This is a genomic window from Streptomyces sp. NPDC051041 (assembly GCF_044456065.1).
GTDB lineage: Bacteria > Actinomycetota > Actinomycetes > Streptomycetales > Streptomycetaceae > Streptomyces > Streptomyces glaucus.
Genome location: NZ_JBITFM010000001.1, coordinates 721320 through 745209, shown reverse-complemented (window position 1 = coordinate 745209; position 23890 = coordinate 721320). Strand labels below are relative to the sequence as shown.

Genomic DNA, 23890 nt, shown 5'->3' with positions numbered 1-23890 from the left:
CGCTCCCGGGGTGCGGGGCGCTTGTCCACAGGGGGTTTTCCACAGGGGTGGCCGGTGGGGGCGGGCGTCGGCACAGTGGTGGCCATGCGGGAGTGGTGGCGGGACCTCACCGACCTGGTGCTGCCGGCCGAGTGCGGCGGCTGCGGGGCGCCTCGTACGGTGCTCTGCCCGGAGTGCCGTGCGGCCCTGAGCGAGGCGGCGCCGCGCCGGGTGCGACCGGTGCCGGAACCGCCCGGACTGCCGGCGGTGCACGCGGCGGCCCGGTACGCGGACGAGGTGCGGGCCGTCCTCCTGGCCCACAAGGAACGGGGCGCGCTGCCGCTCGCGGGGCCGCTCGGCGCGGCTCTGGCGGGAGCGGTGCGGGCCGGGCTGGGCGAGGCCCGCGCGCGGGGCGGCGGTACGGCGTCCGGGGGCGCCGGTGCGCCGGTGCTGCTCGTGCCCGTTCCGTCCGCGCGTGTGGTGGTGCGGGCCCGGGGACACGATCCGGCGCGGCGGATCGCGCTCGCGGCGGCGGGCGAGCTGCGGCGGACCGGGACGGCCGCCCGGGTGGCCGCCGTGCTGCGGCAGCGGCGTGCGGTGGCCGATCAGGCGGGGCTCGGCTTCCGGCGGCGGCTGGCCAATCTGGCGGGCGCGCTGGCGGTGGCCCCCGGTGGTGCCCGCCTGCTCGCCGCCGGCCCGGTCGTGCTCGTCGACGACCTGATGACGACGGGCGCGTCCCTGGCGGAGGCGGCCCGGGCGGTCCGGGCGGCGACGGCGGCGGGCGCGGCCCCGCGTGAGCGGAGCAGGGGGCCGGACACGTACGGAACAGCGGCAGCGGCCGTGTACATGGGCCCGGGACGGGAAGTCGGAGGGGAACGGAGAGCCGGAGCGGCAAAAGCGGGCACCGGCCGGTGGCCCGCCGGTCCGGGAACGACGGCGAGCGGAAACGGGGACATGATCCGTGACGAGATCCCTGGCGAGACCCGCGACGTGATCCGAAATGAGACCGGGGACGACTTCAACGTGATCTGCGCGGCCGTGGTCGCAGCATCAGCGGATTCTTTCGAAATAAACCGGAACCGACTGAGATCTTGAGTCGTTGCAGGTAATGAGAGAACCAAAACACCTGAACGGAGGTATGCCGCAGGAGAGGGTGACGACATCCGTCCGGGCGAGATATGTTCGGTTGTGAGGGAAAGCCGCAGGCCACGCCCCTCTGATCGGAATGCCGCGCCGCGGGTTTTTTCATAATCACCCGCGCCGGTGGAGTGGAGATCCCGCCCATGGGGGAGGAGGTGGACGTCACCGAGTCCGAGGTTCCGGGCTCGCCGGAACCTGGTGCGAAAAGGGAGATGCTCCGCCACCGATGCGGAGCGATCCGGGAACGGAGTTCTGCGTGGACATCGTCGTCAAGGGCCGCAAGACCGAGGTGCCCGAGCGGTTCCGGAAGCACGTGGCCGAGAAGCTGAAGCTGGAGAAGATCCAGAAGCTCGATGGCAAGGTGATCAGCCTCGACGTCGAGGTGTCCAAGGAGCCCAACCCCCGACAGGCCGACCGCTGCGACCGAGTGGAGATCACGCTCCGCTCCCGCGGTCCGGTGATCCGGGCGGAGGCGGCGGCGAGCGATCCGTACGCGGCGCTCGACCTGGCGGCGGAGAAGCTGGGCGCCCGGCTGCGCAAGCAGCACGACAAGCGGTTCTCGCGCCGCGGCGCGCGCCGGATCCCGGCCGCGGAGGTCGCCGACCACGTCCCGGACGCGGCGACGCTCGACGTGAACGGCACGGCGGCTCCCCGGCAGGAGCCGGAGGCCGTGCCCACCAAGAAGATCGGCTCGCTGGAAGTACAGGGCGAGGGCCCCCTCGTCGTCCGCGAGAAAACCCACGTCGCCGCCCCCATGACCCTCGACCAGGCGCTCTACGAGATGGAGCTGGTCGGGCACGACTTCTACCTGTTCATCGACTCCGAGACCAAGGAACCCAGCGTCGTCTACCGGCGGCACGCCTACGACTACGGCGTGATCCACCTCAGGACGGACACGATGGTCACCCAGGCGCACTCCCCCGAGGCGGGCGGCGCGCTCGGCGGCTGACCCGCGCGGGGTGACAGCCCGACCGGTGCCCCTGGAGCGCGTGTGCGCCCCCAGGGGCACCGGCGTGCGACCACTCGGCGTCCCGCTCGGTCGCCCCGGTGTCACCCGGGCATGAAATCATGGCCGCAACGGCCCAACGGGTGGGTCGTTGCCTTGCGTTGGCGATGGCTCAGGACCACAGCCACAGCCTTCAGGGGGAGGAACGATGGCGGACAGCTTCGGACCGGCGCGGGACGAGGATGCCGACGCCCGCGTCGCCGGCACGGGCCCGGACGCGGGCACTCCACGCAAGGAGCCGATCAGAGTCCTTGTCGTGGACGACCACGCCCTGTTCCGCCGCGGCCTGGAGATCGTGCTCGCGGCCGAGGAGGACATCCAGGTCGTCGGAGAGGCGGGCGACGGCGCCGAGGCCGTCGAGAAGGCCGCCGACCTGCTGCCGGACATCGTTCTGATGGATGTGCGGATGCCCAGGCGGGGCGGGATCGAGGCGTGCACCTCCATCAAGGAGGTGGCCCCCAGCGCCAAGATCATCATGTTGACGATCAGCGACGAGGAAGCCGACCTCTACGACGCGATCAAGGCGGGCGCGACCGGCTACCTCCTCAAGGAGATCTCCACCGACGAGGTGGCCACCGCCATTCGGGCGGTGGCCGACGGGCAGTCGCAGATCAGCCCGTCCATGGCGTCCAAGCTGCTCACCGAGTTCAAGTCGATGATCCAGCGGACCGACGAGCGCCGTCTCGTGCCCGCGCCGCGCCTGACGGACCGCGAGCTGGAAGTCCTCAAACTCGTCGCCACCGGAATGAACAACCGGGACATCGCCAAGGAACTGTTCATTTCCGAGAACACCGTGAAGAACCACGTGCGCAACATCCTGGAGAAGCTGCAGCTGCACTCCAGGATGGAGGCGGTGGTGTACGCGATGCGGGAGAAGATTCTCGAAATCCGCTGACTTCTGTACCGGTATGCGCGTTATGCCGGCAGGCGGGCCAGTTCCCGCGTGAGCGGCTCGCGCAGTTCCGGCGCGTCGACCCGCTCCACCCGCACATCCGTGCAGTCCACCCAGCTCGCCGCCTCCAGCAGGGCCCGGGCCACCGCGGGAACCGCCTTCGGGCCGTCCAGCGTGACCTGCCGGGCCACCAGAGTGCGGCCCTCGCGGGCCGGATCCACCCGGCCGACGAGACGCCCGCCGGCCAGGACCGGCATCGCGAAGTAGCCGTACACCCGCTTGTGCCGGGGGACGTAGGCCTCCAGGCGGTGGGTGAAGCCGAAGATCCGCTCCGTGCGCGCCCGCTCCCAGACCAGGGAGTCGAAGGGGGACAGCAGCGTCGTGCGGTGGCGTCCGCGCGGAGGCGTCTCCAGGGCCGCGGGGTCGGCCCAGGCCGGCTTGGACCAGCCCTCCACCGCGACCGGGACCAGGCCCGAGTCCGCGATCACCGCGTCGACCTGCTCGCCCTTGAGGCGGTGGTAGTCCGCGATGTCGGCGCGCGTGCCGACGCCCAGCGCCTGGCCGGCCAGGCGGACCAGGCGGCGCAGGCACTCCGCGTCGTCCAGCTCGTCGTGCAGCAGGGCGCCCGGGACGGCGCGCTCGGCGAGGTCGTACACCCGCTTCCAGCCGCGGCGCTCGACGCACACCACCTCGCCGTACATCAGGGCGCGCTCGACGGCGACCTTGGAGGCGGACCAGTCCCACCACTCGCCGGTCCTCTTGGCGCCGCCCAGCTCGGTCGCGGTCAGCGGGCCCTCGGCGCGGAGCTGCTTGATGACCTGCTCGTAGACGCCGTCGGGGAGGTCGTGGTGCCAGTGGGGGCGGTCGCGGTAGGCGCGGCGGCGGAACGCGAAGTGGGGCCACTCCTCGATCGGCAGGATGCAGGCGGCGTGGGACCAGTACTCGAAGGCGCGGGGGCGGGCCGGGGACGCGCCGGCGGGCCGGGGCTTCCAGTAGGCGTCCTCCACGGCCTTGCGGCCCACCGCGCCGAGGCGGGCGTACGGCACCAGTTCGTGGGAGCGGGCGAGGACCGAGATGGTGTCGAGCTGCACCGCGCCGAGCCGGCGGAGGACGCCGCGGACGCCGGCCCCGCGGTTCGTACTGCCCAGGAAGCCCTGCGCGCGCAGGACGACACGGCGGGCTTCGTCTGCGGAGAGTTCCGTGATGGGGCGCGGAAGGGTCGTCATGGCTCCGCACGATAAGGGGTGGCACCGACAGCCCGTGGTGGCCTGCGGATACGTCACGACGGTCGCGCGGGCGCCGGCAGGTACGGGGTCGTCGACGGGAGGGCCAGGTCCGAGGGGAGCAGGGAGCCCACCCAGCAGTCCCGCCGCACCCCCTTGTTGTCGATCGCGGAGCGCAGGGTGCCCTCGAGGGTGAAGCCGGCGCGTTCCGCCACCGCGCGGGAGGCCGTGTTGCCGACCTCGGCGCGCCACTCCACCCGGTCGATCGCCGCGTGGGCGAAGGCCCAGCGGGACGCGGCGAGCGCGGCCTCGGCGGTGTAGCCGCGGCCGCGGTGCTCCCTGGCGCACCAGAAGCCGATCTCCGCCATGCCCGGGGAGCGCACCGTCAGGCCCAGCATGCCCACCAGTTCGCCGGAGGGCAGGAAGAGGCCGAAGGTGTACATGGAGCCGTTCGCCCAGCCGTCGGGGACGAGCCGCTCGGTGAACTCCCGAGCGTGCTCCGGGAGGTACGGGGAGGGGATCATCGTGGTCCAGCGTTGGATGTCGGGGTCCTGACAGGCGGCGTACACCGCGTCCGTGTCCTGGGGGCCGACCGGGCGCAGGCGGAGGCGGTCGGTGACGAGGGTGCCGGAGTCCATCGGCCGATTCTGCCCGGGGCCCGGAGAAGGGCGCCATCCGTTTGACGCGTCGCCGTGCGGGAGGGAGCGCGCGGTGCGCGGGAGGGAGCCGGGCGATCCGGCGGGGGCGGGGAACGGGGCGGCACCGTGCGTGAGGAATTGATCGCGCATCGCGCAATTCGCCGGGATGATGCGGCACCATCCGAGGGGCCCGGACGTTGTCCCCGGTGAAGCAGGAGCGAGAGAAGAAAAGCAGCAGCGGACGGTCGCCGTCGCCGCGGGCCCTCCCGGCGCGGCGGGGTCCTCGCATACGATGGCCGTTGCTCAGTAAGTCAAGTGGTAACCGACCGTCCCAGGCCCGACCGGCAAGGAGACCAACCCCCGTGTCCGTCCTCTCGAAGATCATGCGTGCAGGCGAAGGCAAGATCCTGCGCAAGCTGCACCGCATCGCGGACCAGGTCAACTCCATCGAAGAGGACTTCGTCGACCTCTCCGACGCCGAGCTGCGGGCCCTCACCGACGAGTACAAGCAGCGGTACGCCGACGGCGAGAGCCTGGACGACCTGCTGCCCGAGGCGTTCGCCACCGTCCGGGAGGCCGCCAAGCGCGTCCTGGGCCAGCGGCACTACGACGTCCAGCTGATGGGCGGCGCCGCCCTGCACATGGGCTACGTGGCCGAGATGAAGACCGGTGAGGGCAAGACCCTGGTCGGCACGCTCCCCGCGTATCTGAACGCCCTCTCCGGCGAAGGCGTCCACATCGTCACGGTCAACGACTACCTGGCCGAGCGCGACTCCGAGATGATGGGGCGCGTCCACCGGTTCCTCGGGCTGAGCGTCGGCTGCATCCTCGCCAGCATGACGCCGGCCCAGCGCCGTGAGCAGTACGCGTGCGACATCACCTACGGCACGAACAACGAGTTCGGCTTCGACTACCTGCGCGACAACATGGCGTGGTCGAAGGAGGAGCTGGTCCAGCGCGGCCACAACTTCGCCATCGTCGACGAGGTCGACTCCATCCTCATCGACGAGGCCCGTACGCCGCTGATCATCTCCGGCCCGGCCGACCAGGCCACCAAGTGGTACGGCGACTTCGCCAAGCTGGTCAAGCGCCTCAAGCGCGGCGAGCCCGGCAACCCGCTCAAGGGCATCGAGGAGACCGGCGACTACGACGTCGACGAGAAGAAGCGCACGGTCGCCATCCACGAGTCCGGTGTCCAGAAGGTCGAGGACTGGCTGGGCATCGACAACCTCTACGAGTCGGTGAACACCCCGCTCGTGGGCTACCTGAACAACGCCATCAAGGCCAAGGAGCTCTTCAAGCGCGACAAGGACTACGTCGTCATCGACGGCGAGGTCATGATCGTCGACGAGCACACCGGCCGTATCCTCGCCGGCCGCCGCTACAACGAGGGCATGCACCAGGCGATCGAGGCGAAGGAAGGGGTGGAGATCAAGGACGAGAACCAGACGCTCGCCACGATCACCCTCCAGAACTTCTTCCGCCTCTACAACAAGCTCTCCGGCATGACCGGTACGGCGATGACCGAGGCCGCCGAGTTCCACCAGATCTACAAGCTCGGCGTGGTCCCGATCCCGACCAACAAGCCGATGATCCGCAAGGACCGCTCGGACCTGATCTACCGCACCGAGGTCGCCAAGTTCGAGGCGGTCGTCGACGACATCGAGGAGAAGCACCGCAAGGGCCAGCCGATCCTCGTCGGCACCACCTCCGTCGAGAAGTCCGAGTACCTCTCGCAGCAGCTCAGCAAGCGCGGCATCCAGCACGAGGTGCTCAACGCCAAGCACCACGAGCGCGAGGCGCAGATCGTCGCCCAGGCCGGCCGCAAGGGCGCCGTGACGGTGGCCACCAACATGGCCGGCCGCGGTACGGACATCAAGCTCGGCGGCAACCCCGAGGACCTCGCCGAGGCGGAGCTGCGCCAGCGCGGCCTCGACCCCGAGGAGCACATCGAGGAGTGGGCCGCGGCCCTGCCCGAGGCGCTCAAGCGCGCCGAGGAGGCGGTCAAGGCCGAGAAGGAGGAGGTCGAGAAGCTCGGCGGCCTCTACGTGCTGGGCACCGAGCGGCACGAGTCGCGGCGGATCGACAACCAGCTGCGCGGCCGCTCCGGCCGTCAGGGCGACCCGGGCGAGTCCCGCTTCTACCTCTCGCTCGGCGACGACCTGATGCGGCTGTTCAAGGCCCAGATGGTCGAGCGCGTGATGTCGATGGCGAACGTCCCCGACGACGTGCCGATCGAGAACAAGATGGTCACGCGCGCGATCGCCTCCGCCCAGGCGCAGGTCGAGACGCAGAACTTCGAGACCCGCAAGAACGTCCTGAAGTACGACGAGGTCCTCAACCGGCAGCGCGAGGTCATCTACGGCGAGCGGCGCCGCGTCCTGGAGGGCGAGGACCTGCACGAGCAGATCCGGCACTTCATGGACGACACCATCGACGCCTACGTCCAGGCCGAGACCTCCGAGGGCTTCCCCGAGGACTGGGACCTGGACCGGCTGTGGGGTGCGTTCAAGCAGCTCTACCCGTGCAAGGTGACCATCGAGGAGCTGGAGGAGGCGGCCGGCGACCGGGCCGGGCTGACCGCTGAGTTCATCGCCGAGTCCATCAAGGACGACATCCACCAGCAGTACGAGGCGCGCGAGGCGCAGCTCGGCTCCGAGATCATGCGTGAGCTGGAGCGCCGGGTCGTGCTGTCGGTGCTGGACCGCAAGTGGCGCGAGCACCTCTACGAGATGGACTACCTCCAGGAGGGCATCGGCCTGCGCGCCATGGCGCAGAAGGACCCGCTGGTCGAGTACCAGCGGGAGGGCTTCGACATGTTCCAGGCCATGATGGACGGCATCAAGGAGGAGTCCGTCGGCTACCTGTTCAACCTGGAGGTCCAGGTCGAGCAGCAGGTCGAGGAGGTCCCGGTCGAGGAGGCCAAGCCGGTGGCCGACCTGGAGAAGCACGACGCGGTGCCGGCGCAGGCGGGGTCGCGGCCGGAGATCCGGGCCAAGGGGCTTGACGTCCCGCAGCGGCGGAACCTGCACCTGTCCGCGCCGACCGTGGACGGCGAGGGCGGCATCATCGAGCGGGACTTCACCACCGACGAGGAGCCGGTGCGCAGCGAGGCCGACGGCCTCACGCGCGCGGAGCGCCGCAAGCAGGCCAGGGGGCGGCGCCGCAAGAAGTGACGGACGCTCCCTGCGGAGCGGCGTGCGGCGAGGGGCCGGGACACCCGAGGGTGCCCGGCCCCTCGGCCTGCCCGCCGCGGCGCCCCGGCGGGATCCGCCGGGATCCGCCGGAATTCGCGGGGTTCAGTCGGCGGGCGGGCGGGGCGGGCGCGGACCGCCCAGTTCCACCGCCGTGCAGCGCCAGCGCAGGTCCTGGCCGCGCTCCAGGCGGAAGGCCATGGCGCGCAGCTGGTCCCCGGCGCCGATACGGGCGAAGGCCTCGACGGCCCCGGGGCGCGGGACGTAGTAGCCGATGTCGCGGACGACGGGGCGGGTGCCGCGGGTGCGCAGGGGGCCGCGTTCGGCGAGCCAGGCCAGGTCGTCGTAGGCGCGGCCCGCCGTGTGGCGGAGCATCGAGTGCACGGGGCGCCGGCCGCTCAGGACGGCGAGCAGCAGCTCGGCGAAGACGTCGGTGGGCCGGGGGCGCGGTCCGGGCGGGACCGTCCCGCGCGGGGCGGGGGCGCCGCTCCGGGGCGCCGTGGGCGGCCGGGTGTCCAGGGGCCTCGTACGGGTGCGCGGAGCCGTGCCGGGGGACCCCGGCGGGCGGCGGCCGTCCGCGGACGCGTGGGGCGGGGTGCCGCCGGGGGCGCGGGTCGGTCCGCCGCCGGCGGTGCGGGGCGGCGCGCCGCCCGGGCGGCGCGGATCGCGGCGGACCGGCGGGCGGGCGGCGGAGGGGTCGTGCGGGTGGGGGGCGGGGCGGGGGGCCGTCCTGGTCATGACCTTGTTCATGGGATCCCCGTTCGGCGGGCCCGTTTCATACCGGGCGGTAACTTAGCGGTCGGTGATCTTGTACGGGGTCGTGGCGGGCGGTGGCAAGGAGCCGGGCCGCGGGCCGGAGCGCCCGCGGCATTCACCTATCCGGGCGACCCGGGCGGCGGGGAACCGCGTCCCGGCGGGGGCGTACCGGGTGAGGTTGCGGCCGGAGGTGGACGGGTCCGGGGGCCCGGGCGGGGACCCGAAAGGGGACACCCGCACGTATCCTGAAGGCCCTCCGGGAGGTGCGGCACCGCCCTTCCGGGGGTCACCGCGGAGCCCCCCGACCACGAAAGCGGCCAGCCATGCGCGTCTACGTCCCCCTGACCCTCCCCGGTCTCGCCGAGGCGTACAAGACGGGTGAGCTGGGGGCCGGACCGCTCGTCGCGTACGCCGTCACGCCCGGGCTGCGCGAGTGGTACCTCTCCGACGACATCGAGGAACTGGAGTACGCGGCGCTCAGCCGGGCCGCGCTGGCCTCGCTGCGGCTGCTGGCGGCGGATCCCGCGGCGCCCCGGCGCCGGGTCGTGGTCGCCGTCGACGTACCCGACCGTGCGGCGAGCGCCGACCCGGACCGGGGACTGGACCCGGCGGCGCTCGGCGAGGTACGGGTCACCGGGACCGTACCGCTGGCCAAGGCGGCCTCGGTGCACGTCGACGCGGCGGACGCGGAGGCGGACGTGACGGCGGCCGCCGAGGCGCTTCCGGCGGCGGACGGCGGGGACGACGACGCGCAGTTCGTCGTGGACGGGGCCGAGGACCACGAGCTGCTGTGGTACGCCACGCAGGAGATCCCGAACCTGGTGGGACTCGGCGGCTGAGCCGCCCGGCGGCGCCGCCGGGCGGCCGTCCTCCCGGCCGTCGTCGGCGGCGGCGGGTACGGTCTTGGGCATGGGGAAGCTGACTGGGGCGCACATCGTCTGGGACTGGAACGGCACGCTGTTCCACGACAACGACGCGATCATCGGCGCGACGAACGCGGCCTTCGCCGAGCTGGGCCTGGAGCCGCTGACGCTGGAGCGGTACCGGGAGCTGTACTGCGTGCCGGTGCCGAAGTTCTACGAGCGGCTGCTGGGGCGGCTGCCGACCGACGCCGAGTGGGAGCTGATGGACGGCGTCTTCCACCGGTACTACACCGAGCACCGGGTGAGGTGCGGGCTCACCGAGGGCGCGCCGGAGCTGCTGGCGGGGTGGCGGTCGGCGGGGCACAGCCAGTCCATCCTCAGCATGTACGGGCACGACGACCTCGTCCCGCTGGTGAGGGGCTTCGGGATCGAGGCGCACTTCGTGCGCGTCGACGGGCGGACGGGGCCCTCGGGCGGCAGCAAGGCCGAGCACATGGTGCGGCACCTGGAGGCGCTCGCCGCCGTGGACCCGGAGCGCACGGTGGTGATCGGGGACGCCGCCGACGACGCGGTCGCGGCGCGGCACGTGGGGGCACGGGCCGTGCTCTACACCGGTGGTTCGCACAGCCGGGCCAGTCTGGAAGCGGTGGGCGTACCGGTGGTGGACACCCTGGAGGAGGCGGTCGCCCAGGCGGAGCGGCTGGCCGCCTGAACCGGTGCGGCGCCCGGAGGAGCGCCGCACCGGGAGCGCACGGTCAGGTCACCGGCGCCTTGGCGCGCAGCACCGTCAGGAACTCGCGCATCCAGGCGGGGTGGTCCGGCCAGGCGCGGGAGGAGACCAGCGTGCCGTCGACCACCGCCTCGGCGTCCTGGAAGCGGGCACCGGCGGCCCGCATGTCCGGCTCCAGCGCGGGGTACGCCGTGACGCGGCGGCCGCGCAGACCGTCCACCGCCGCGGTGAGCAGGGGGCCGTGGCAGATCTGCGCGACCGGTTTGCCGGAGTCGAGGAAGGACGTGAGGATCTTGCGGAGGTCGGGGTCGTTGCGCAGGTACTCGGGGGCGCGTCCGCCGGGGACGACGACGGCGGCGTACTGGGCGGGATCCACCTCGGAGAAGGCGAGATCGGCGTCCCAGGTGTAGCCGGGTTTCTCGGTGTAGGTGTCGAAGCCGGGCTCGAAGTCGTGGACGACGAACCGGAGCTTCTTGCGGGCGGGGGCCGCGACGTGGACGTCGTAGCCCTCCTCGCGCAGGCGCTGGTAGGGGTACAGGACTTCCAGGGACTCCGCCGCGTCGCCGGTGACGATGAGGATTTTCACGGTCATACCGGCACCGTGCCCCGTGACGGCGGCCGTGCCAAGGGGGCGGGCAGGCCATGTCGTCCGCGGCCGTCTCGGCGCGGCCCCCCGGCGGCGGCCCCGCCGCCGGGGGCGCGGCGCGGAGGACCCCCGTCCCCGGTGCGACGACCGCGCCCGGTGGCCCGGGCGCCCCACCGCACTGTGCAGAACGTCAAACTTCCCCCCTCGGTTTTGTACACATACGGCTCATGACGGGTCCCCTGGGGGGAGCGATAGCCTTGGTGGCGTGATCAGCGCGATAGCTCGCGGGGGCGTCGACGCCCCTGCCCTGCGCCCGGTGGACACGGACCGCGTCCGTGACCGGGCGGCGGCCGCTGATCTTCGCGGGCGGGGCGGGGCGCCGAGAGGTCCCGGGACGCCGAGCACTCCTCGGGGCGCGGCGTCACGGAGAGCGGCGTCACACCGATGGAGCAGCTCAAAAATGGCTCATACGCCCCCGCCCCTCCCACCTTGCGGCATAGCGTCGAAGCAGACCGGACACCCCGCGTCACGGCGTCACGTCGGAAGGCAGGAGACCGTACTTCCTTCTACGTCACGCAACGGCGCGCGACAGGAGCCAGAGGACAATGCAGACCAAGCTGGACGAAGCAAAGGCCGAGCTGCTCGATCGGGCCGCCCGGGTAGCTGAGAACAGTCCGGTCGGGGGACACCTACCGACCGGGACGACGAGCGAGGGCACCCCGGACACCCCGAGCACCCCGGACAGCGAGTCCGTGCTCTCGTTCCTCCAGCGCTACTACCTGCACACCGCCCCGGAGGACCTCACCGGCCGTGACCCGGTCGACGTCTTCGGAGCCGCCGTCTCGCACTACCGGCTGGCCGAGAACCGCCCGCAGGGCACGGCCAGCGTGCGGGTGCACACCCCGACCGTGGAGGAGAACGGCTGGACGTGCAGCCACACGATCGTCGAGGTGGTCACCGACGACATGCCGTTCCTCGTCGACTCCGTGACCAACGAGCTCACCCGGCAGGGGCGCGGCATCCACGTCGTCATCCACCCGCAGTTCGTGGTCCGGCGCGACGTCACCGGCAAGCTCGTCGAGGTGCTCGCCCCCCAGCGCACCGGCGACCTCCCGCACGACGCGCACGTCGAGTCCTGGATCCACGTCGAGATCGACCGCGAGACCGACCGCGCCGACCTGAAGCAGATCACCGCCGACCTGCTGCGCGTGCTGTCCGACGTCCGCGAGGCCGTCGAGGACTGGGGCAAGATGCGGGACGCGGCGACCCGGCTGGCCGAGGGGCTGCCCGGCGAACCCCTCCCCGAGGACCTGCCCGCGCCGCAGGTCGAGGAGGCCCGCGAGCTGCTGCGCTGGCTGGCCGACGACCACTTCACCTTCCTCGGCTACCGCGAGTACCAGCTGCGCGGCGACGACTCCCTCGCCGCCGTCCCCGGCACCGGCCTCGGCATACTGCGTTCGGACCCGCACCACGCCGACGACGCGGGCCACCCCGTCAGCCCGTCCTTCGAGCGGCTGCCGGCCGACGCCCGCGCCAAGGCCCGCGAGCACAAGCTGCTGATCCTGACCAAGGCCAACAGCCGGGCGACCGTGCACCGGCCGTCGTACCTGGACTACATCGGCGTCAAGAAGTTCGACGAGCGGGGCAACGTCGTCGGCGAGCGGCGCTTCCTCGGCCTGTTCTCCTCCGCGGCGTACACCGAGTCCGTGCGCCGCGTCCCGGTCATCCGGCGCAAGGTGGCGGAGGTGCTGGAGCGCGCCGGGTTCTCGCCCAACAGCCACGACGGGCGGGACCTGCTGCAGATCCTGGAGACCTACCCGCGCGACGAGCTGTTCCAGACCCCGGTCGACGAGCTGCAGGCCATCGTCACCTCCGTCCTCTACCTGCAGGAGCGGCGCAGGCTCCGCCTCTACCTGCGCCAGGACGAGTACGGGCGCTACTACTCCGCCCTGGTCTACCTGCCGCGCGACCGCTACACCACCGGCGTGCGCCTGCGGATCATCGACATCCTGAAGGAGGAACTCGGCGGCATCAGCGTCGACTTCACCGCCTGGAACACCGAGTCGATCCTGTCCCGGCTGCACTTCGTGGTCCGCGTCCCGCAGGGCACCGAACTGCCGGAGCTGTCCGACGCCGACAAGGAGCGCATCGAGGCCCGCCTCGTCGAGGCCGCCCGCTCCTGGGCGGACGGGTTCGCCGAGGCGCTGAACGCCGAGTTCGGCGAGGAGCGTTCCGCGGAGCTGACGCGGGCGTACGGCAACGCCTTCCCCGAGGGCTACAAGGCCGACCACAGCCCGCGCAGCGCGGTCGCCGACCTCGTCCACCTCGAACAGCTCGGCGACGCCGGGGACGGCAGGGACTTCGCGCTCAGCCTCTACGAGCCGGTGGGCGCCGCGCCCGAGGAGCGCCGCTTCAAGATCTACCGCAAGGGCGACGCCATCTCCCTGTCCGCCGTCCTGCCGGTGCTCAACCGGCTCGGCGTCGAGGTGGTCGACGAGCGGCCGTACGAGCTGCGCTGCGCGGGCCGCGGCATCGCCTGGATCTACGACTTCGGCCTGCGCCTGCCCCGGTCGCAGAGCGGCGGCGACCACTTCGGCGACGACGCGCGCGAGCGCTTCCAGGACGCGTTCGCCGCCACCTGGACCGGCAAGGCGGAGAACGACGGCTTCAACGCCCTGGTGCTCAGCGCGGGCCTGACGTGGCGGCAGGCGATGGTGCTCAGGGCGTACGCCAAGTACCTGCGCCAGGCCGGGTCCACCTTCAGCCAGGACTACATGGAGGACACCCTCCGCAACAACGTCCACACCACGCGCCTGCTCGTCTCCCTGTTCGAGGCGCGGATGTCGCCGGACCGGCAGAGCGCCGGACGCGAGATCGTCGACGCCCTCCTCGAAGAGCTCGACGCGGCCCTCGACCAGGTCGCCAGCCTCGACGAGGACCGGATCCTGAGGTCCTTCCTCACGGTCATCAAGGCGACCCTGCGCACCAACTTCTTCCAGACGGAGAGCGACGGCAGGCCGCACGACTACGTCGCCATGAAGTTCGACCCGCAGGCGATCCCCGACCTGCCGGCGCCCCGGCCGGCGTTCGAGATCTGGGTGTACTCGCCGCGCGTGGAGGGCGTGCACCTGCGCTTCGGCAAGGTCGCGCGCGGCGGCCTGCGCTGGTCCGACCGGCGCGAGGACTTCCGCACCGAGATCCTCGGCCTGGTCAAGGCGCAGATGGTGAAGAACACCGTCATCGTGCCGGTCGGCGCCAAGGGCGGCTTCGTCGCCAAGCAGCTCCCGGACCCGTCCGCGGACCGCGACGCGTGGCTGGCGGAGGGCGTCGCCAGCTACCGGACGTTCATCTCGGCGCTGCTCGACATCACCGACAACATGGTGGCCGGCGAGGTCGTGCCGCCGCCGGGCGTGGTGCGCCACGACGGGGACGACACCTACCTCGTCGTCGCCGCCGACAAGGGCACCGCCACCTTCTCCGACATCGCCAACGAGGTCGCGCAGAAGTACGACTTCTGGCTCGGCGACGCCTTCGCCTCCGGCGGGTCCGCCGGCTACGACCACAAGGGCATGGGCATCACCGCCCGCGGCGCCTGGGAGTCCGTCAAGCGGCACTTCCGGGAGCTGGGCGTGGACACCCAGAGCCAGGACTTCACGGTCGTCGGCATCGGCGACATGTCCGGCGACGTGTTCGGCAACGGCATGCTGCTCAGCGAGCACATCCGCCTGGTCGCCGCCTTCGACCACCGGCACATCTTCATCGACCCCAAGCCGGACGCGGCCGTCTCCTACGCCGAGCGCCGCCGCCTGTTCGAGCTGCCGCGCTCCAGCTGGGCCGACTACGACACCGGTCTGCTGTCCCCCGGCGGGGGCGTGTTCCCGCGGACGGCCAAGTCCATCCCCGTCAACGCGCACATCCGCGAGGCCCTCGGCATCGAGGACAAGGTCACCAAGATGACCCCGGCCGACCTGATGAAGGCCATCCTCAAGGCGCCGGTGGACCTGCTGTGGAACGGCGGCATCGGCACGTACGTCAAGGCCTCCGCCGAGTCCCACGGCGACGTCGGCGACAAGGCCAACGACGCCATCCGCGTCGACGGCCGGGACCTGCGCGTCAAGGTCGTGGGCGAGGGCGGCAACCTGGGCCTGACCCAGCTCGGCCGGATCGAGTTCGCGCTGCACGGCGGCCGGATCAACACCGACGCCATCGACAACAGCGCCGGCGTGGACACCTCCGACCACGAGGTGAACATCAAGATCCTGCTCAACGGCCTGGTCGCGGACGGCGACCTGACGGTCAAGCAGCGCAACAAGCTGCTCGCCGAGATGACCGACGAGGTCGGCCGGCTGGTGCTGCGCAACAACTACGCGCAGAACACGGCGCTGGCCAACGCGCTGGCCCAGTCCAAGGACATGCTCCACGCCCAGCAGCGCTTCATGAAGCACCTGGTGCGCGAGCGCCACCTCGACCGGGCGCTGGAGTTCCTGCCCAGCGACCGCCAGATCCGCGAACGGCTCTCCGCCGGGCAGGGCCTGACCGGCCCGGAGACGGCCGTCCTGCTGGCGTACACCAAGATCACGGTCGCCGAGGAGCTGCTGCACACCTCGCTGCCCGACGACCCGTACCTGAAGGGCCTGCTGCACGCGTACTTCCCGACCGCGCTGCGCGAGCGGTTCCCCGAGCGCATCGACACCCACCCGCTGCGCCGGGAGATCACCACGACGGTCCTGGTCAACGACACCGTCAACACGGGCGGCACGACCTATCTGCACCGCCTGCGCGAGGAGACCGGCGCGTCGCTGGAGGAGATCGTCCGGGCGCAGACCGCGGCCCGCGCGATCTTCCGCGCCTACCCGGTGTGGGACGCGGTGGAGGCTCTGGACAACCGGGTCGAGGCCACCGTCCAGACCCGCATCCGGCTGCACTCGCGCCGCCTGGTGGAGCGCGGCACGCGCTGGCTGCTCAACAACCGGCCGCAGCCCCTGGAGCTGGCGGAGACCGTCGGCTTCTTCGCCGACCGCGTCGAGCAGGTCTGGTCCCAGCTGCCGAAGCTGCTGCGCGGCGCGGACCTGGAGTGGTACCAGAAGATCCACGACGAGCTGACCGGCGCCGGGGTCCCGGACGAGCTGGCCACCCGGGTGGCCGGGTTCTCCTCCGCCTTCCCGACGCTCGACATCGTCTCGGTGGCCGACCGCATGGGCAAGGAGCCGCTGGACGTCGCCGAGGTCTACTACGACCTCGCCGACCGGCTGCGCATCACCCAGCTGATGGACCGCATCAGCGAGCTGCCCCGCGCCGACCGCTGGCAGTCCATGGCCCGCGCGGCGATCCGCGAGGACCTGTACGCGGCGCACGCGGCGCTCACCGCCGACGTCCTGTCGGCGGGCGACGGCACCTCGACGCCCGAGCAGCGCTTCGAGGTGTGGGAGGCCAGGAACGCGGCGATCCTGAGCCGGGCCCGCGCCACGCTGGTGGAGATCCAGTCCTCGGACTCCTTCGACCTCGCCAACCTGTCGGTGGCGATGCGCACGATGCGGACGCTGCTGCGGAGCCACTCGTAACGCCGGGCGCGGACGAGGCGCCCCGGGCCACGACGGCCCGGGGCGCCTCGCCATTCGGACATACCGGATAAAGTTTCCGCGTGAGGGAACGCTCCGGGACGCCGCGCGCGGTGGTGCCGCGCGCGGCGGCCGTCCCCGGGGCGGCCGCCGCGCTCGTCCTCGCCCTGCTCCTGCTGGTGATCGTCCGGTTGCCCTGGGTGGGCGACCTCGGCATGCACGCGGCGACCGTGGAACGCCTGCGGCACCGCCTCGCCGACCCCGGCAACCCGCTGGTCGACGCGGACACGCCGAGCCCGTACTACTCGCCGTGGACGCTGCTGCTCGGCTGCCTCGCCCGGCTCAGCGGGCTGTCGGTCTTCGTCGTGCTGCGCGTCGGCGCCCTGGCCGGGCTGGCGCTGCTGGTCACGGGCGTGTGGCGGTACGTGCGGACGCTGAGCGCGCACCGGGCCGCGCCCCCGCTCGCGCTGCTCGGCCTGGTGCTGCTGTGGGGGACGGTCCCGCTCAACTGGAGCGGTTTCCTCGGGCTCAACTCCCTCGCGCTGACGGTGTCCTACCCCAGCGTGTGCGCCCTGGGGCTCGCCTTCCACCTCTGGGCGCGGCTGGCGCGGGCGCTGCGCGGCCCGGCCGGACGGGGGACCTGGCCCGGGCTCGGGGCGCTGTGGGCGGTGATCCTGCTCTGCCACCAGTTCTCGGGGGTCGTCGCCTCGCTGGGCGCGCTCGCCACGGTGCTCGCGGCCCGGGCCGGGCCGGCGGTGTGGGCGCGGCTCGGCGCCGGGCTCGTGCTGGGGCTGGCGGTCCTGTGGTGGTGGCCGTACTACGACTTCTTCGCGCTGCTGGGCGCCGGGGGGAGCCTGGAGCCGGTGCACCGGCCCCTGTACCGGGACCTGCCCGGGCGGTACTGGCTGGTGCTGCTCGGGGTGGCCGCGCTGGTGCCGCGGTGGCGGCGCGACCACCGGGACGCGCTGGTGCTCTTCTTCGCGCTGGGCGCGCTGGTGTTCGCGGCGGGCGGGCTGAGCGGCCACTACTCGTGGGGGCGCGCGCTGCCCGCCGCGCTGCTGCCGGCGCAGCTCGCCGCGGCCCTGGAGCCGGTGCGGGCCGGACGGCGGGCGGTGCGCGCCGGCTGGGCGTGCGCCCTCGCCGGGGCGCTGGCGGTGGGGGCGTGGGCGCAGGCCGGGACGGTGGGGTACGTCGTCGGGCGGGGCGCGCTGCCGGAGCCGGTCGCGGCCCGGTACCGGACGCCGTGGACGGGATACCACTGGATCACGCCCTGGGTGAGGTACGGGGACGTCGTCATGGCCCGCACCCTGCCGGCCCGGCAGATCCCCGCGTACGGCGCCTACACCGTCGCCCCCGGCTACCCCGACTTCTTCCTGCCGGACGAGGAACGCCGGCGGGAGGCCGTACGGCGGTACTTCGCGGCCGGCACGCCCGAGGCCGTGCGCCGGGACATCGTGCGGGAGTACGGGGTGCGGTGGGTGGTGGACCGGGGGGCGGGGCCGCGCGGGGACGGGCTGCGGGCGGTGGCGCGGGGACCGGGCGGGCAGGTGCTGTACCGGGTCCGGTGAGGCGCCGCCGCGGCACGCCGCCTCACCGCAGCGCGCTCGCCGCCAGCCGCACGGCGCCGCGCACCCCCGGCCGCGCCGCGAGCCGCCGCACCACCGGCCGTACCACCCGCGCCGTCACCCCCACCGGCCGCCACCGCACCTGGAGGCGGCCCGGGCCGTGGCCCTCCGGTTCGACGGTGACCTGGTGCGGGGCCACGCCGAGACGGCGGTCGACGCGGGTGGTGAACGGCGGGAAGCCGAGCGGAGCCAGCAGCAGGCCGGTGTTGCTCAGGCCCTGATGAGTGAGACGCAGCAGCGGGTGGCGCACGCCGTCGAAGCCCTCCAGGGGGAGCCGGGCGGCCGTCAGGTCGAGGTGGACGCGGCCCTCGAAGACGCCGGGGCGCACCGGGCAGAGCCGGAACGGGACCGTCAGGCGGTGCCGCCCGGGGGCGAGCAGGAGGGTGGCGCGCTGCGGGCCGACCGGCAGGCGCAGGGCCGGATCGTACGTCCGCACGGTCAGGTCGGCCGAGGCGCCCGGGCCCCGGGTCAGTTCCGTGATCTCGTGCCGGAACAGGGCGCCGGGGAAGGGGCGGGTGTCCAGCTCCAGGTCGGTGACGTCGAGCTCACGGCGGGCCCCGGGCGTGTCCGGCACCCGGTCGCCCCAGTAGGTCCGGCCGTCCGCGTCCGTCGTCACCGTCCGCGGCGCCACGCCGTGGCCCAGCCCGCGGGCCGCCAGCCGCGCCTCGGCCAGGCGCCGGTCGCGGACCAGTTGCAGCACGACCCGTTCGGCGCGCGGCAGCCGGGCGTACGCGCCCGGCGCCAGCGTCGCCAGGTACGGGTTCACGATGTCCGCGAAGGACGCCAGCCACTCCTCGTCCCGGTGGGGCAGGTCCCCGGCGTACATCCGGAAGTCGTGCTTGAGGAACTTGTAGTCCTTGTGCTCGCGCAGCGACTCGTGCCCGCTGCGGGCCAGGAAGTCGTCGATGAGGCGCTGGACGTGGACGCGGTCGCGGACGTTGGCGGGCTTGTGCCGCTGGTTGGAGATGGAGGCGGCGTCACCGGCCGCGTACGGCGCCACGTACCAGCGGTACACCGGCTCCGGAACGATCGTGAACGCCTTCGCCAGGCAGTACGCCTGCGCCGAGAACAGCTGGTCCTCGTAGTGGATGCCCTCCGGGAAGCGCAGCCGGTGCCGGTCGAGGAAGGCGCGGGCGTACATCTTGCTCGTCGCCAGGTGCTCGAAGAACAGCCGCGGGTCGGCCCCGATGCCGTCCAGCGTGCGGCGCTCGGCCACCAGGTGCGGCATCCACGTGGAGCGCCGGCCGTCGTCCACCCGCACCCGCTGCACCGCGCCCATCGCGAAGTCGATGTCCCGCTCGCGGTGGGCGGCCAGCAGCACCTCCACGGCCCGCTCGGGCAGTTCGTCGTCACTGTCGAGGAACATCAGGTACGGCGCCCGGGAGATCTCCAGGGCGCGGTTGCGCGGGGCGCCGCACCCGCCGCTGTTCTCCGGCAGCCGCAGGTGGCGGATGCGGGCGTCCGCGGCCGCCAGCTCCCGCGCGATCCGCGGGGTCTCGTCCGTCGAGTGGTCGTCGCTGATGACGATCTCGATGTCCGCGTGGGTCTGGCGGCGGACGGAGGCGACCGCGCGGGGCAGGCGTGCGGCGTCGTCGTGGACGATGACCGTCACGGTGACGTCGGGGGTCATACGGCCTCCTCGGGCCGGGGCGCCGGCGTGCGTTCCCCGAGCGGCAGGACCGGCGGCAGCGCCCCCTCGTCCTCGCCGAGGAAGACCCGGCGCACGACGCGCTCGGCGGCGCGCCCGTCGTCGTACTCGCAGAACCGGCGCCGGAAGGCGGCCCGCGCCTTCGCCGCGCCCTCGTCGCGCCAGGCGTCGGTGGCGAGGATCTCCGTCAGCTCCTCCTGGGTGCGGGCGACGCGGCCCGGCGGCTCGGCCATGAGGTCGAAGTAGACGCCCCGGGTGGTGCGGTACGTCTCCCAGTCGTCGGCGTAGACCACGATCGGGCGGTCGAGGTTGGCGTAGTCGAACATGATCGACGAGTAGTCGGTGACCAGGGCGTCGGCGGCCAGGCAGAGCTCCTCGACCGGCTCGTAGGGCGAGACGTCCACGATGCGGCCGGCGCGGCGCAGACCGGTCAGGGGGGAGGCCGCGCCGTCGTAGAAGTAGTGGCCGCGCACCAGCAGGACCGTCCCCTCGCCGAGGCGGTCGGCGAGCGAGGCGAGGTCCAGGCGCGGGGTCCAGCCGGCCTCGTAGTCGCGGTGCGTGGGCGCGTACAGCACCGCCCGGCGGCCCGGCGCGACGCCGAGCCGGTCGCGGACCGCGCGGACGTCCGCGGCGCCGGCCGTGTAGTAGACGTCGTTGCGCGGATAGCCGTAGTCGAGGGAGACGAAGCGGGACGGGTAGGCCCGCTCCCACATCCGGGTGGTGTGGCTGTTGGCGGAGACGCTGTAGTCCCACTTGTCGATGCGCTCCAGCAGGGCGCGGAAGTCCAGGCCCCGGGCGGCCGCCGGGAACGGCATCTGGTCCAGGCCCATCCGCTTGAGCGGGGTGCCGTGGTGGGTCTGGACGTGGACCGCGTCGGGGCGCTTGACCACCGCGTCGGGGAAGTTGACGTTGTTGACCAGGTACTTGGCGGTCGCCAGCACCTCCCAGTAGCGGCGGGTGCCGGGCAGGACGTGGTCGGTGCCGGGCGGCAGCAGGGCCGCGTTCCGCGGGGTCACCACCCACACCGGGCGGATCCACGGGGCCAGCCGGGCGAGCTCGGCGGCGATCGCGGCCGGGTTGCAGGCCACGCCGCGGTTCCAGTAGGCGGAGAACACGGCCAGAGCGGGGTCGACCGGGCGGCCGAGCGCCCTGCGGTACCGGTGGTCGCGGAGCCGGGCGCCGGCCCGCTGTCCCTGGGTCCGCACGGCCGACCTGGCGGTGCGGCGGGCGCGGTTGGCGGCCTGGAGCGCGCGGTACCTGCCGTAGGCGCCCTCCTCCAGCAGCTGCCGGCGGATGCCGTCCAGCCCGGCGGGGCGGTGGTGGTCCTCGGGGCGGCGGCGCAGGGCCGCCAGGGACGCCCGCCGGAAGAACTCCCGTGCGACCGGGGCGGGCAGGCCGGCGCGGGCGAAGGTGCGCAGGCAGTCGCGGACCATCAGGTCGTACAGGACGGCGTGGGCGGCCGGGCGGTCGCGGGCCAGGTCGAGGAGGGTCTCGTAGCGGTCGACGAGGGCGTAGCGCTGCTCGGGGGTGACCGGGGGCAGGCTCTGGGGCCGCAGCCGGCGGTCCTCGAAGGCGATGTGCGGCAGGCAGGCGACCCGGCCGGCCAGCAGCAGGGCCGCGTACGCCGCGAACGGCTCGTCGTCCGCGCCGAGCCGCCCCCGGTGGGCCCGCCAGAAGTCCGCGCGCAGGACGCGGTTGCCGAGCAGCGGGGTCAGGCGCAGCAGCGGCACGCAGTCGTCGAGGGCGAGGTCGGCGCGGCCCGCGCGGGCGAGGAGGGCGCCGTCGGGGGAGGGCAGCCCGGACGCCCGCCAGGTGCTGCGGACGTGGTCCACCAGGAGGACGTCCACCGGCTCGGGCAGCTCGGCGGCCCGCTCGGCGATCGTGCGCGGGGCGCCCGCGGGCAGCCCGTCCTTGGCGCGCACGAAGTGCAGCCAGCGGCCCGCGGCCCGGGCCGCCCCCGCCGCCCGGGCCGCCGCGTCGCCGGTGCCGTCCGGCAGGGGCAGCACCTGGAAGGCGGGGGTGTGCCGCTCGGCCGTCTCCCGGGCCCAGCCGCCGACCGCGGCCACGATCACCTCGGTGTCCGCGAGGGGGTGGGCGGCCAGGGAGTCGAGGAGCCCGGTCAGATGGTCCTGGGTGTTCGGGCCGTGGACGACGACGCTGAGTACGGGGGTCTCGGGCATCGCGGGGACTCCTTCACCTCGGCACACCTCATCTGGTCATAGTGGCATCAACCGGGTGAAAGAGGGGGCGCTGTTGCGCCTCAGGAGGGAAGGGAGGCCTTCGGCCCGGACCTGGCCGCCCCGGCGGTGCCGCCGGCGAACGCCTCGTACTCCTTCAGGACCTCGTCCGTCGGGCCGTCCATGCGCAGCTCGCCGCGCTCCAGCCACAGCACCCGGTCGCAGGTGTCGCGGATCGACTTGTTGTTGTGACTGACCAGGAACACCGTGCCCGCGTGCTTGCGCAGCTCGCGGATGCGGGCCTCGGAGCGCTTCTGGAAGGAGCGGTCGCCGGTGGCCAGCGCCTCGTCGATGAGCAGGACGTCGTGGTCCTTGGCGGCGGCGATGGAGAAGCGCAGGCGGGCCGCCATGCCGGAGGAGTAGGTGCGCATCGGCAGGGTGATGAAGTCGCCCTTGTCGTTGATGCCGGAGAAGTCGACGATCTCCTGGTAGCGCTCCTTGATCTGCTCCCGGGACATGCCCATCGCCAGGCCGCCGAGGTGGACGTTGCGCTCGCCGGTCAGGTCGTTCATCAGGGCGGCGTTCACGCCGAGCAGGGACGGCTGGCCGTCCGTGTAGATCCGGCCGTTCTCCACCGGGAGGAGCCCGGCGACGGCCTTCAGCAGGGTCGACTTGCCCGAGCCGTTGGTGCCGATCAGCCCGATCGCCTCGCCCCTGTACGCCACGAAGGACACGTTGCGCACCGCGTGCACCCGGCGCACGCCCGCCGCCTTCTCGGCCCGCCCGCGGCGCAGGATGCGGTTGAGGGCGGCGGTCGCGGAGCCGCGGCCGGCCCCGGTGCCGTTGACCCGGTAGACGATGTCCACGCCGTCGGCGATGACGGTGGGGACCCTCTCCTGCGCGGGACGCGTGTGGTCAGCCACGGCCGTACGTCTCCTCAGCCTTCCAGAAGTAGATGAAGCCGCCGACGCCGGCGAGCAGCGCCCAGCCGGTGGCGGTCGCCCACACGTGCTCCGGGAGCCGGCTCGCGTGGAAGCTGTCGATCAGCGCGAAGCGCATCAGGTCGATGTAGACGGCGGCCGGGTTCGCCTGGAGCACCGGGCCGACCCAGGACGGCAGGCCGTCGCGCTCGCTGAGCAGGTGGTCGATGCTCCACATCACGCCCGAGACGTACATCCAGGTGCGCAGCACGAACGGCATCAGCTGGGCGACGTCCGGGGTTCTGGCGCCCACCCGGGCCATGATCATCGACACGCCCGCGTTGAAGGTGAACTGGAGCGCCAGGGCCGGAACCGCCAGCACCCAGGAGGCGGCCGGGGGCACGCCGAAGGCGAGCAGGATGACGACCAGGGCCGCCATCGAGAACAGCAGCTGCTGCAGCTGCTGGAGGCAGAAGGACAGCGGCAGCGCGGCGCGCGGGAAGTGCAGGGCCCGGACCAGGCCGAGGTTGCCGGAGATCGCGCGGGTGCCGGCCATGATCGAGCTCTGGGTGAACGTCCAGATGAACACGCCCGTCACCAGGAACGGGACGTAGTCCGGCACGCCCTCCTTGGTCTGCAGCAGCACGCCGAAGACGAGGTAGTACACCGCCGCGTTCAGCAGCGGCGTCATCACCTGCCAGACCTGGCCCAGTTTCGCCTGGCTGTACTGCGCGGTGAGCTTGGCGGTGGCGAAGGCGGCGATGAAGTGGCGGCGCGCCCACAGCCGGCGCACGTACTCGGGCAGGGAGGGGCGGGCCCCGCTGACCGACAGACCGTGGCGGGCGGCGAGCGCCGCGAGGTCGTCGTCGGCCGGGGCCCGTCGGGTCGGGGGCGGTGTGTGGAGGACCTGACTCACATCCGCTGCTTTCGTTCGGGGGCGGGGGTGGGGTGGGTG

At 72.9% G+C, this 23890-nt stretch carries 16 protein-coding genes; 8 read left to right on the top strand and 8 right to left on the bottom strand.

The genetic code is table 11. The features are described from left to right. Positions 1-84 precede the first annotated feature (84 nt). The 3 genes from ACIBAI_RS03180 to ACIBAI_RS03170 all read left to right on the top strand — a co-directional run bounded on the left by ACIBAI_RS03180 (position 85) and on the right by ACIBAI_RS03170 (position 3020). Positions 85-1074: a ComF family protein gene (locus ACIBAI_RS03180; protein WP_399030693.1), complete on the top strand. Its 990-nt coding sequence runs from the start codon at positions 85-87 to the stop codon at positions 1072-1074. A 301-nt stretch (positions 1075-1375) separates the two neighbouring features. Continuing rightward, positions 1376-2068 (top strand): ribosome hibernation-promoting factor, HPF/YfiA family, encoded by a 693-nt coding sequence (hpf, locus tag ACIBAI_RS03175; protein WP_399030692.1) that lies wholly within the window; start codon positions 1376-1378, stop codon positions 2066-2068. A gap of 205 nt (positions 2069-2273) precedes the next feature. Next, on the top strand, positions 2274-3020 hold the full coding sequence (locus ACIBAI_RS03170) for a response regulator (RefSeq protein WP_399030691.1): 747 nt from the start codon (positions 2274-2276) through the stop codon (positions 3018-3020). Between the two features lie 20 nt (positions 3021-3040). On the opposite strand, the gene ACIBAI_RS03165 is transcribed toward ACIBAI_RS03170, so the two are convergent. Together ACIBAI_RS03165 and ACIBAI_RS03160 are read right to left on the bottom strand one after the other, a co-directional pair. Next, entirely contained in the window at positions 3041-4243 is a 1203-nt protein-coding gene (locus tag ACIBAI_RS03165; protein ID WP_399030690.1) for a winged helix-turn-helix domain-containing protein, read from the bottom strand. 53 nt (positions 4244-4296) lie between these two features. Then, positions 4297-4878 carry a GNAT family N-acetyltransferase gene (locus ACIBAI_RS03160; RefSeq protein ID WP_399030689.1) on the bottom strand — a complete coding sequence of 194 codons (582 nt, stop codon included), beginning with the start codon at positions 4876-4878 and terminating at the stop codon, positions 4297-4299. Between the two features lie 362 nt (positions 4879-5240). On the opposite strand from ACIBAI_RS03160, the gene secA reads away from it, so the two are divergent. Further along, positions 5241-8054, top strand: a complete 2814-nt coding sequence (gene secA / locus ACIBAI_RS03155; RefSeq protein WP_399030688.1) for a preprotein translocase subunit SecA — start codon at positions 5241-5243, stop codon at positions 8052-8054. Between the two features lie 123 nt (positions 8055-8177). On the opposite strand, the gene ACIBAI_RS03150 is transcribed toward secA, so the two are convergent. After that, a complete protein-coding gene (locus ACIBAI_RS03150; protein WP_399030687.1) occupies positions 8178-8822 on the bottom strand; it encodes an Rv3235 family protein in 645 nt (214 codons plus the stop codon). Positions 8823-9151: 329 nt separating this feature from the next. On the opposite strand from ACIBAI_RS03150, the gene ACIBAI_RS03145 reads away from it, so the two are divergent. Continuing rightward, positions 9152-9667: a DUF6912 family protein gene (locus tag ACIBAI_RS03145; protein ID WP_399030686.1), complete on the top strand. Its 516-nt coding sequence runs from the start codon at positions 9152-9154 to the stop codon at positions 9665-9667. Positions 9668-9737: 70 nt separating this feature from the next. Next, on the top strand, positions 9738-10403 hold the full coding sequence (locus tag ACIBAI_RS03140; RefSeq protein WP_399030685.1) for an HAD family hydrolase: 666 nt from the start codon (positions 9738-9740) through the stop codon (positions 10401-10403). A gap of 43 nt (positions 10404-10446) precedes the next feature. On the opposite strand, the gene ACIBAI_RS03135 is transcribed toward ACIBAI_RS03140, so the two are convergent. Further along, positions 10447-11013 (bottom strand): DJ-1/PfpI family protein, encoded by a 567-nt coding sequence (locus ACIBAI_RS03135; protein ID WP_399030684.1) that lies wholly within the window; start codon positions 11011-11013, stop codon positions 10447-10449. 599 nt (positions 11014-11612) lie between these two features. Here ACIBAI_RS03135 and ACIBAI_RS03130 point away from each other — a divergent pair. Both ACIBAI_RS03130 and ACIBAI_RS03125 read left to right on the top strand, forming a co-directional pair. Then, positions 11613-16568, top strand: a complete 4956-nt coding sequence (locus ACIBAI_RS03130; protein ID WP_399030683.1) for an NAD-glutamate dehydrogenase — start codon at positions 11613-11615, stop codon at positions 16566-16568. An 80-nt stretch (positions 16569-16648) separates the two neighbouring features. Further along, positions 16649-18133: a hypothetical protein gene (locus tag ACIBAI_RS03125; protein WP_399030682.1), complete on the top strand. Its 1485-nt coding sequence runs from the start codon at positions 16649-16651 to the stop codon at positions 18131-18133. A 22-nt stretch (positions 18134-18155) separates the two neighbouring features. Here the strand turns inward: ACIBAI_RS03125 and ACIBAI_RS03120 are convergent, their stop codons facing one another. The 4 genes from ACIBAI_RS03120 to ACIBAI_RS03105 form a co-directional block, all read right to left on the bottom strand. Continuing rightward, positions 18156-19820: a glycosyltransferase gene (locus ACIBAI_RS03120; protein WP_399030681.1), complete on the bottom strand. Its 1665-nt coding sequence runs from the start codon at positions 19818-19820 to the stop codon at positions 18156-18158. Further along, positions 19817-22018, bottom strand: coding sequence for a CDP-glycerol glycerophosphotransferase family protein (locus ACIBAI_RS03115; RefSeq protein WP_399030680.1), 2202 nt, complete (start codon positions 22016-22018; stop codon positions 19817-19819). Before ACIBAI_RS03115 ends, ACIBAI_RS03120 begins: the two co-directional genes overlap by 4 nt. Positions 22019-22098: 80 nt before the next feature. Next, positions 22099-22938: an ABC transporter ATP-binding protein gene (locus tag ACIBAI_RS03110; RefSeq protein WP_399030679.1), complete on the bottom strand. Its 840-nt coding sequence runs from the start codon at positions 22936-22938 to the stop codon at positions 22099-22101. Continuing rightward, positions 22931-23851, bottom strand: a complete 921-nt coding sequence (locus tag ACIBAI_RS03105; RefSeq protein ID WP_344608889.1) for an ABC transporter permease — start codon at positions 23849-23851, stop codon at positions 22931-22933. Before ACIBAI_RS03105 ends, ACIBAI_RS03110 begins: the two co-directional genes overlap by 8 nt. Between the last annotated feature and the right edge of the window lie 39 nt (positions 23852-23890).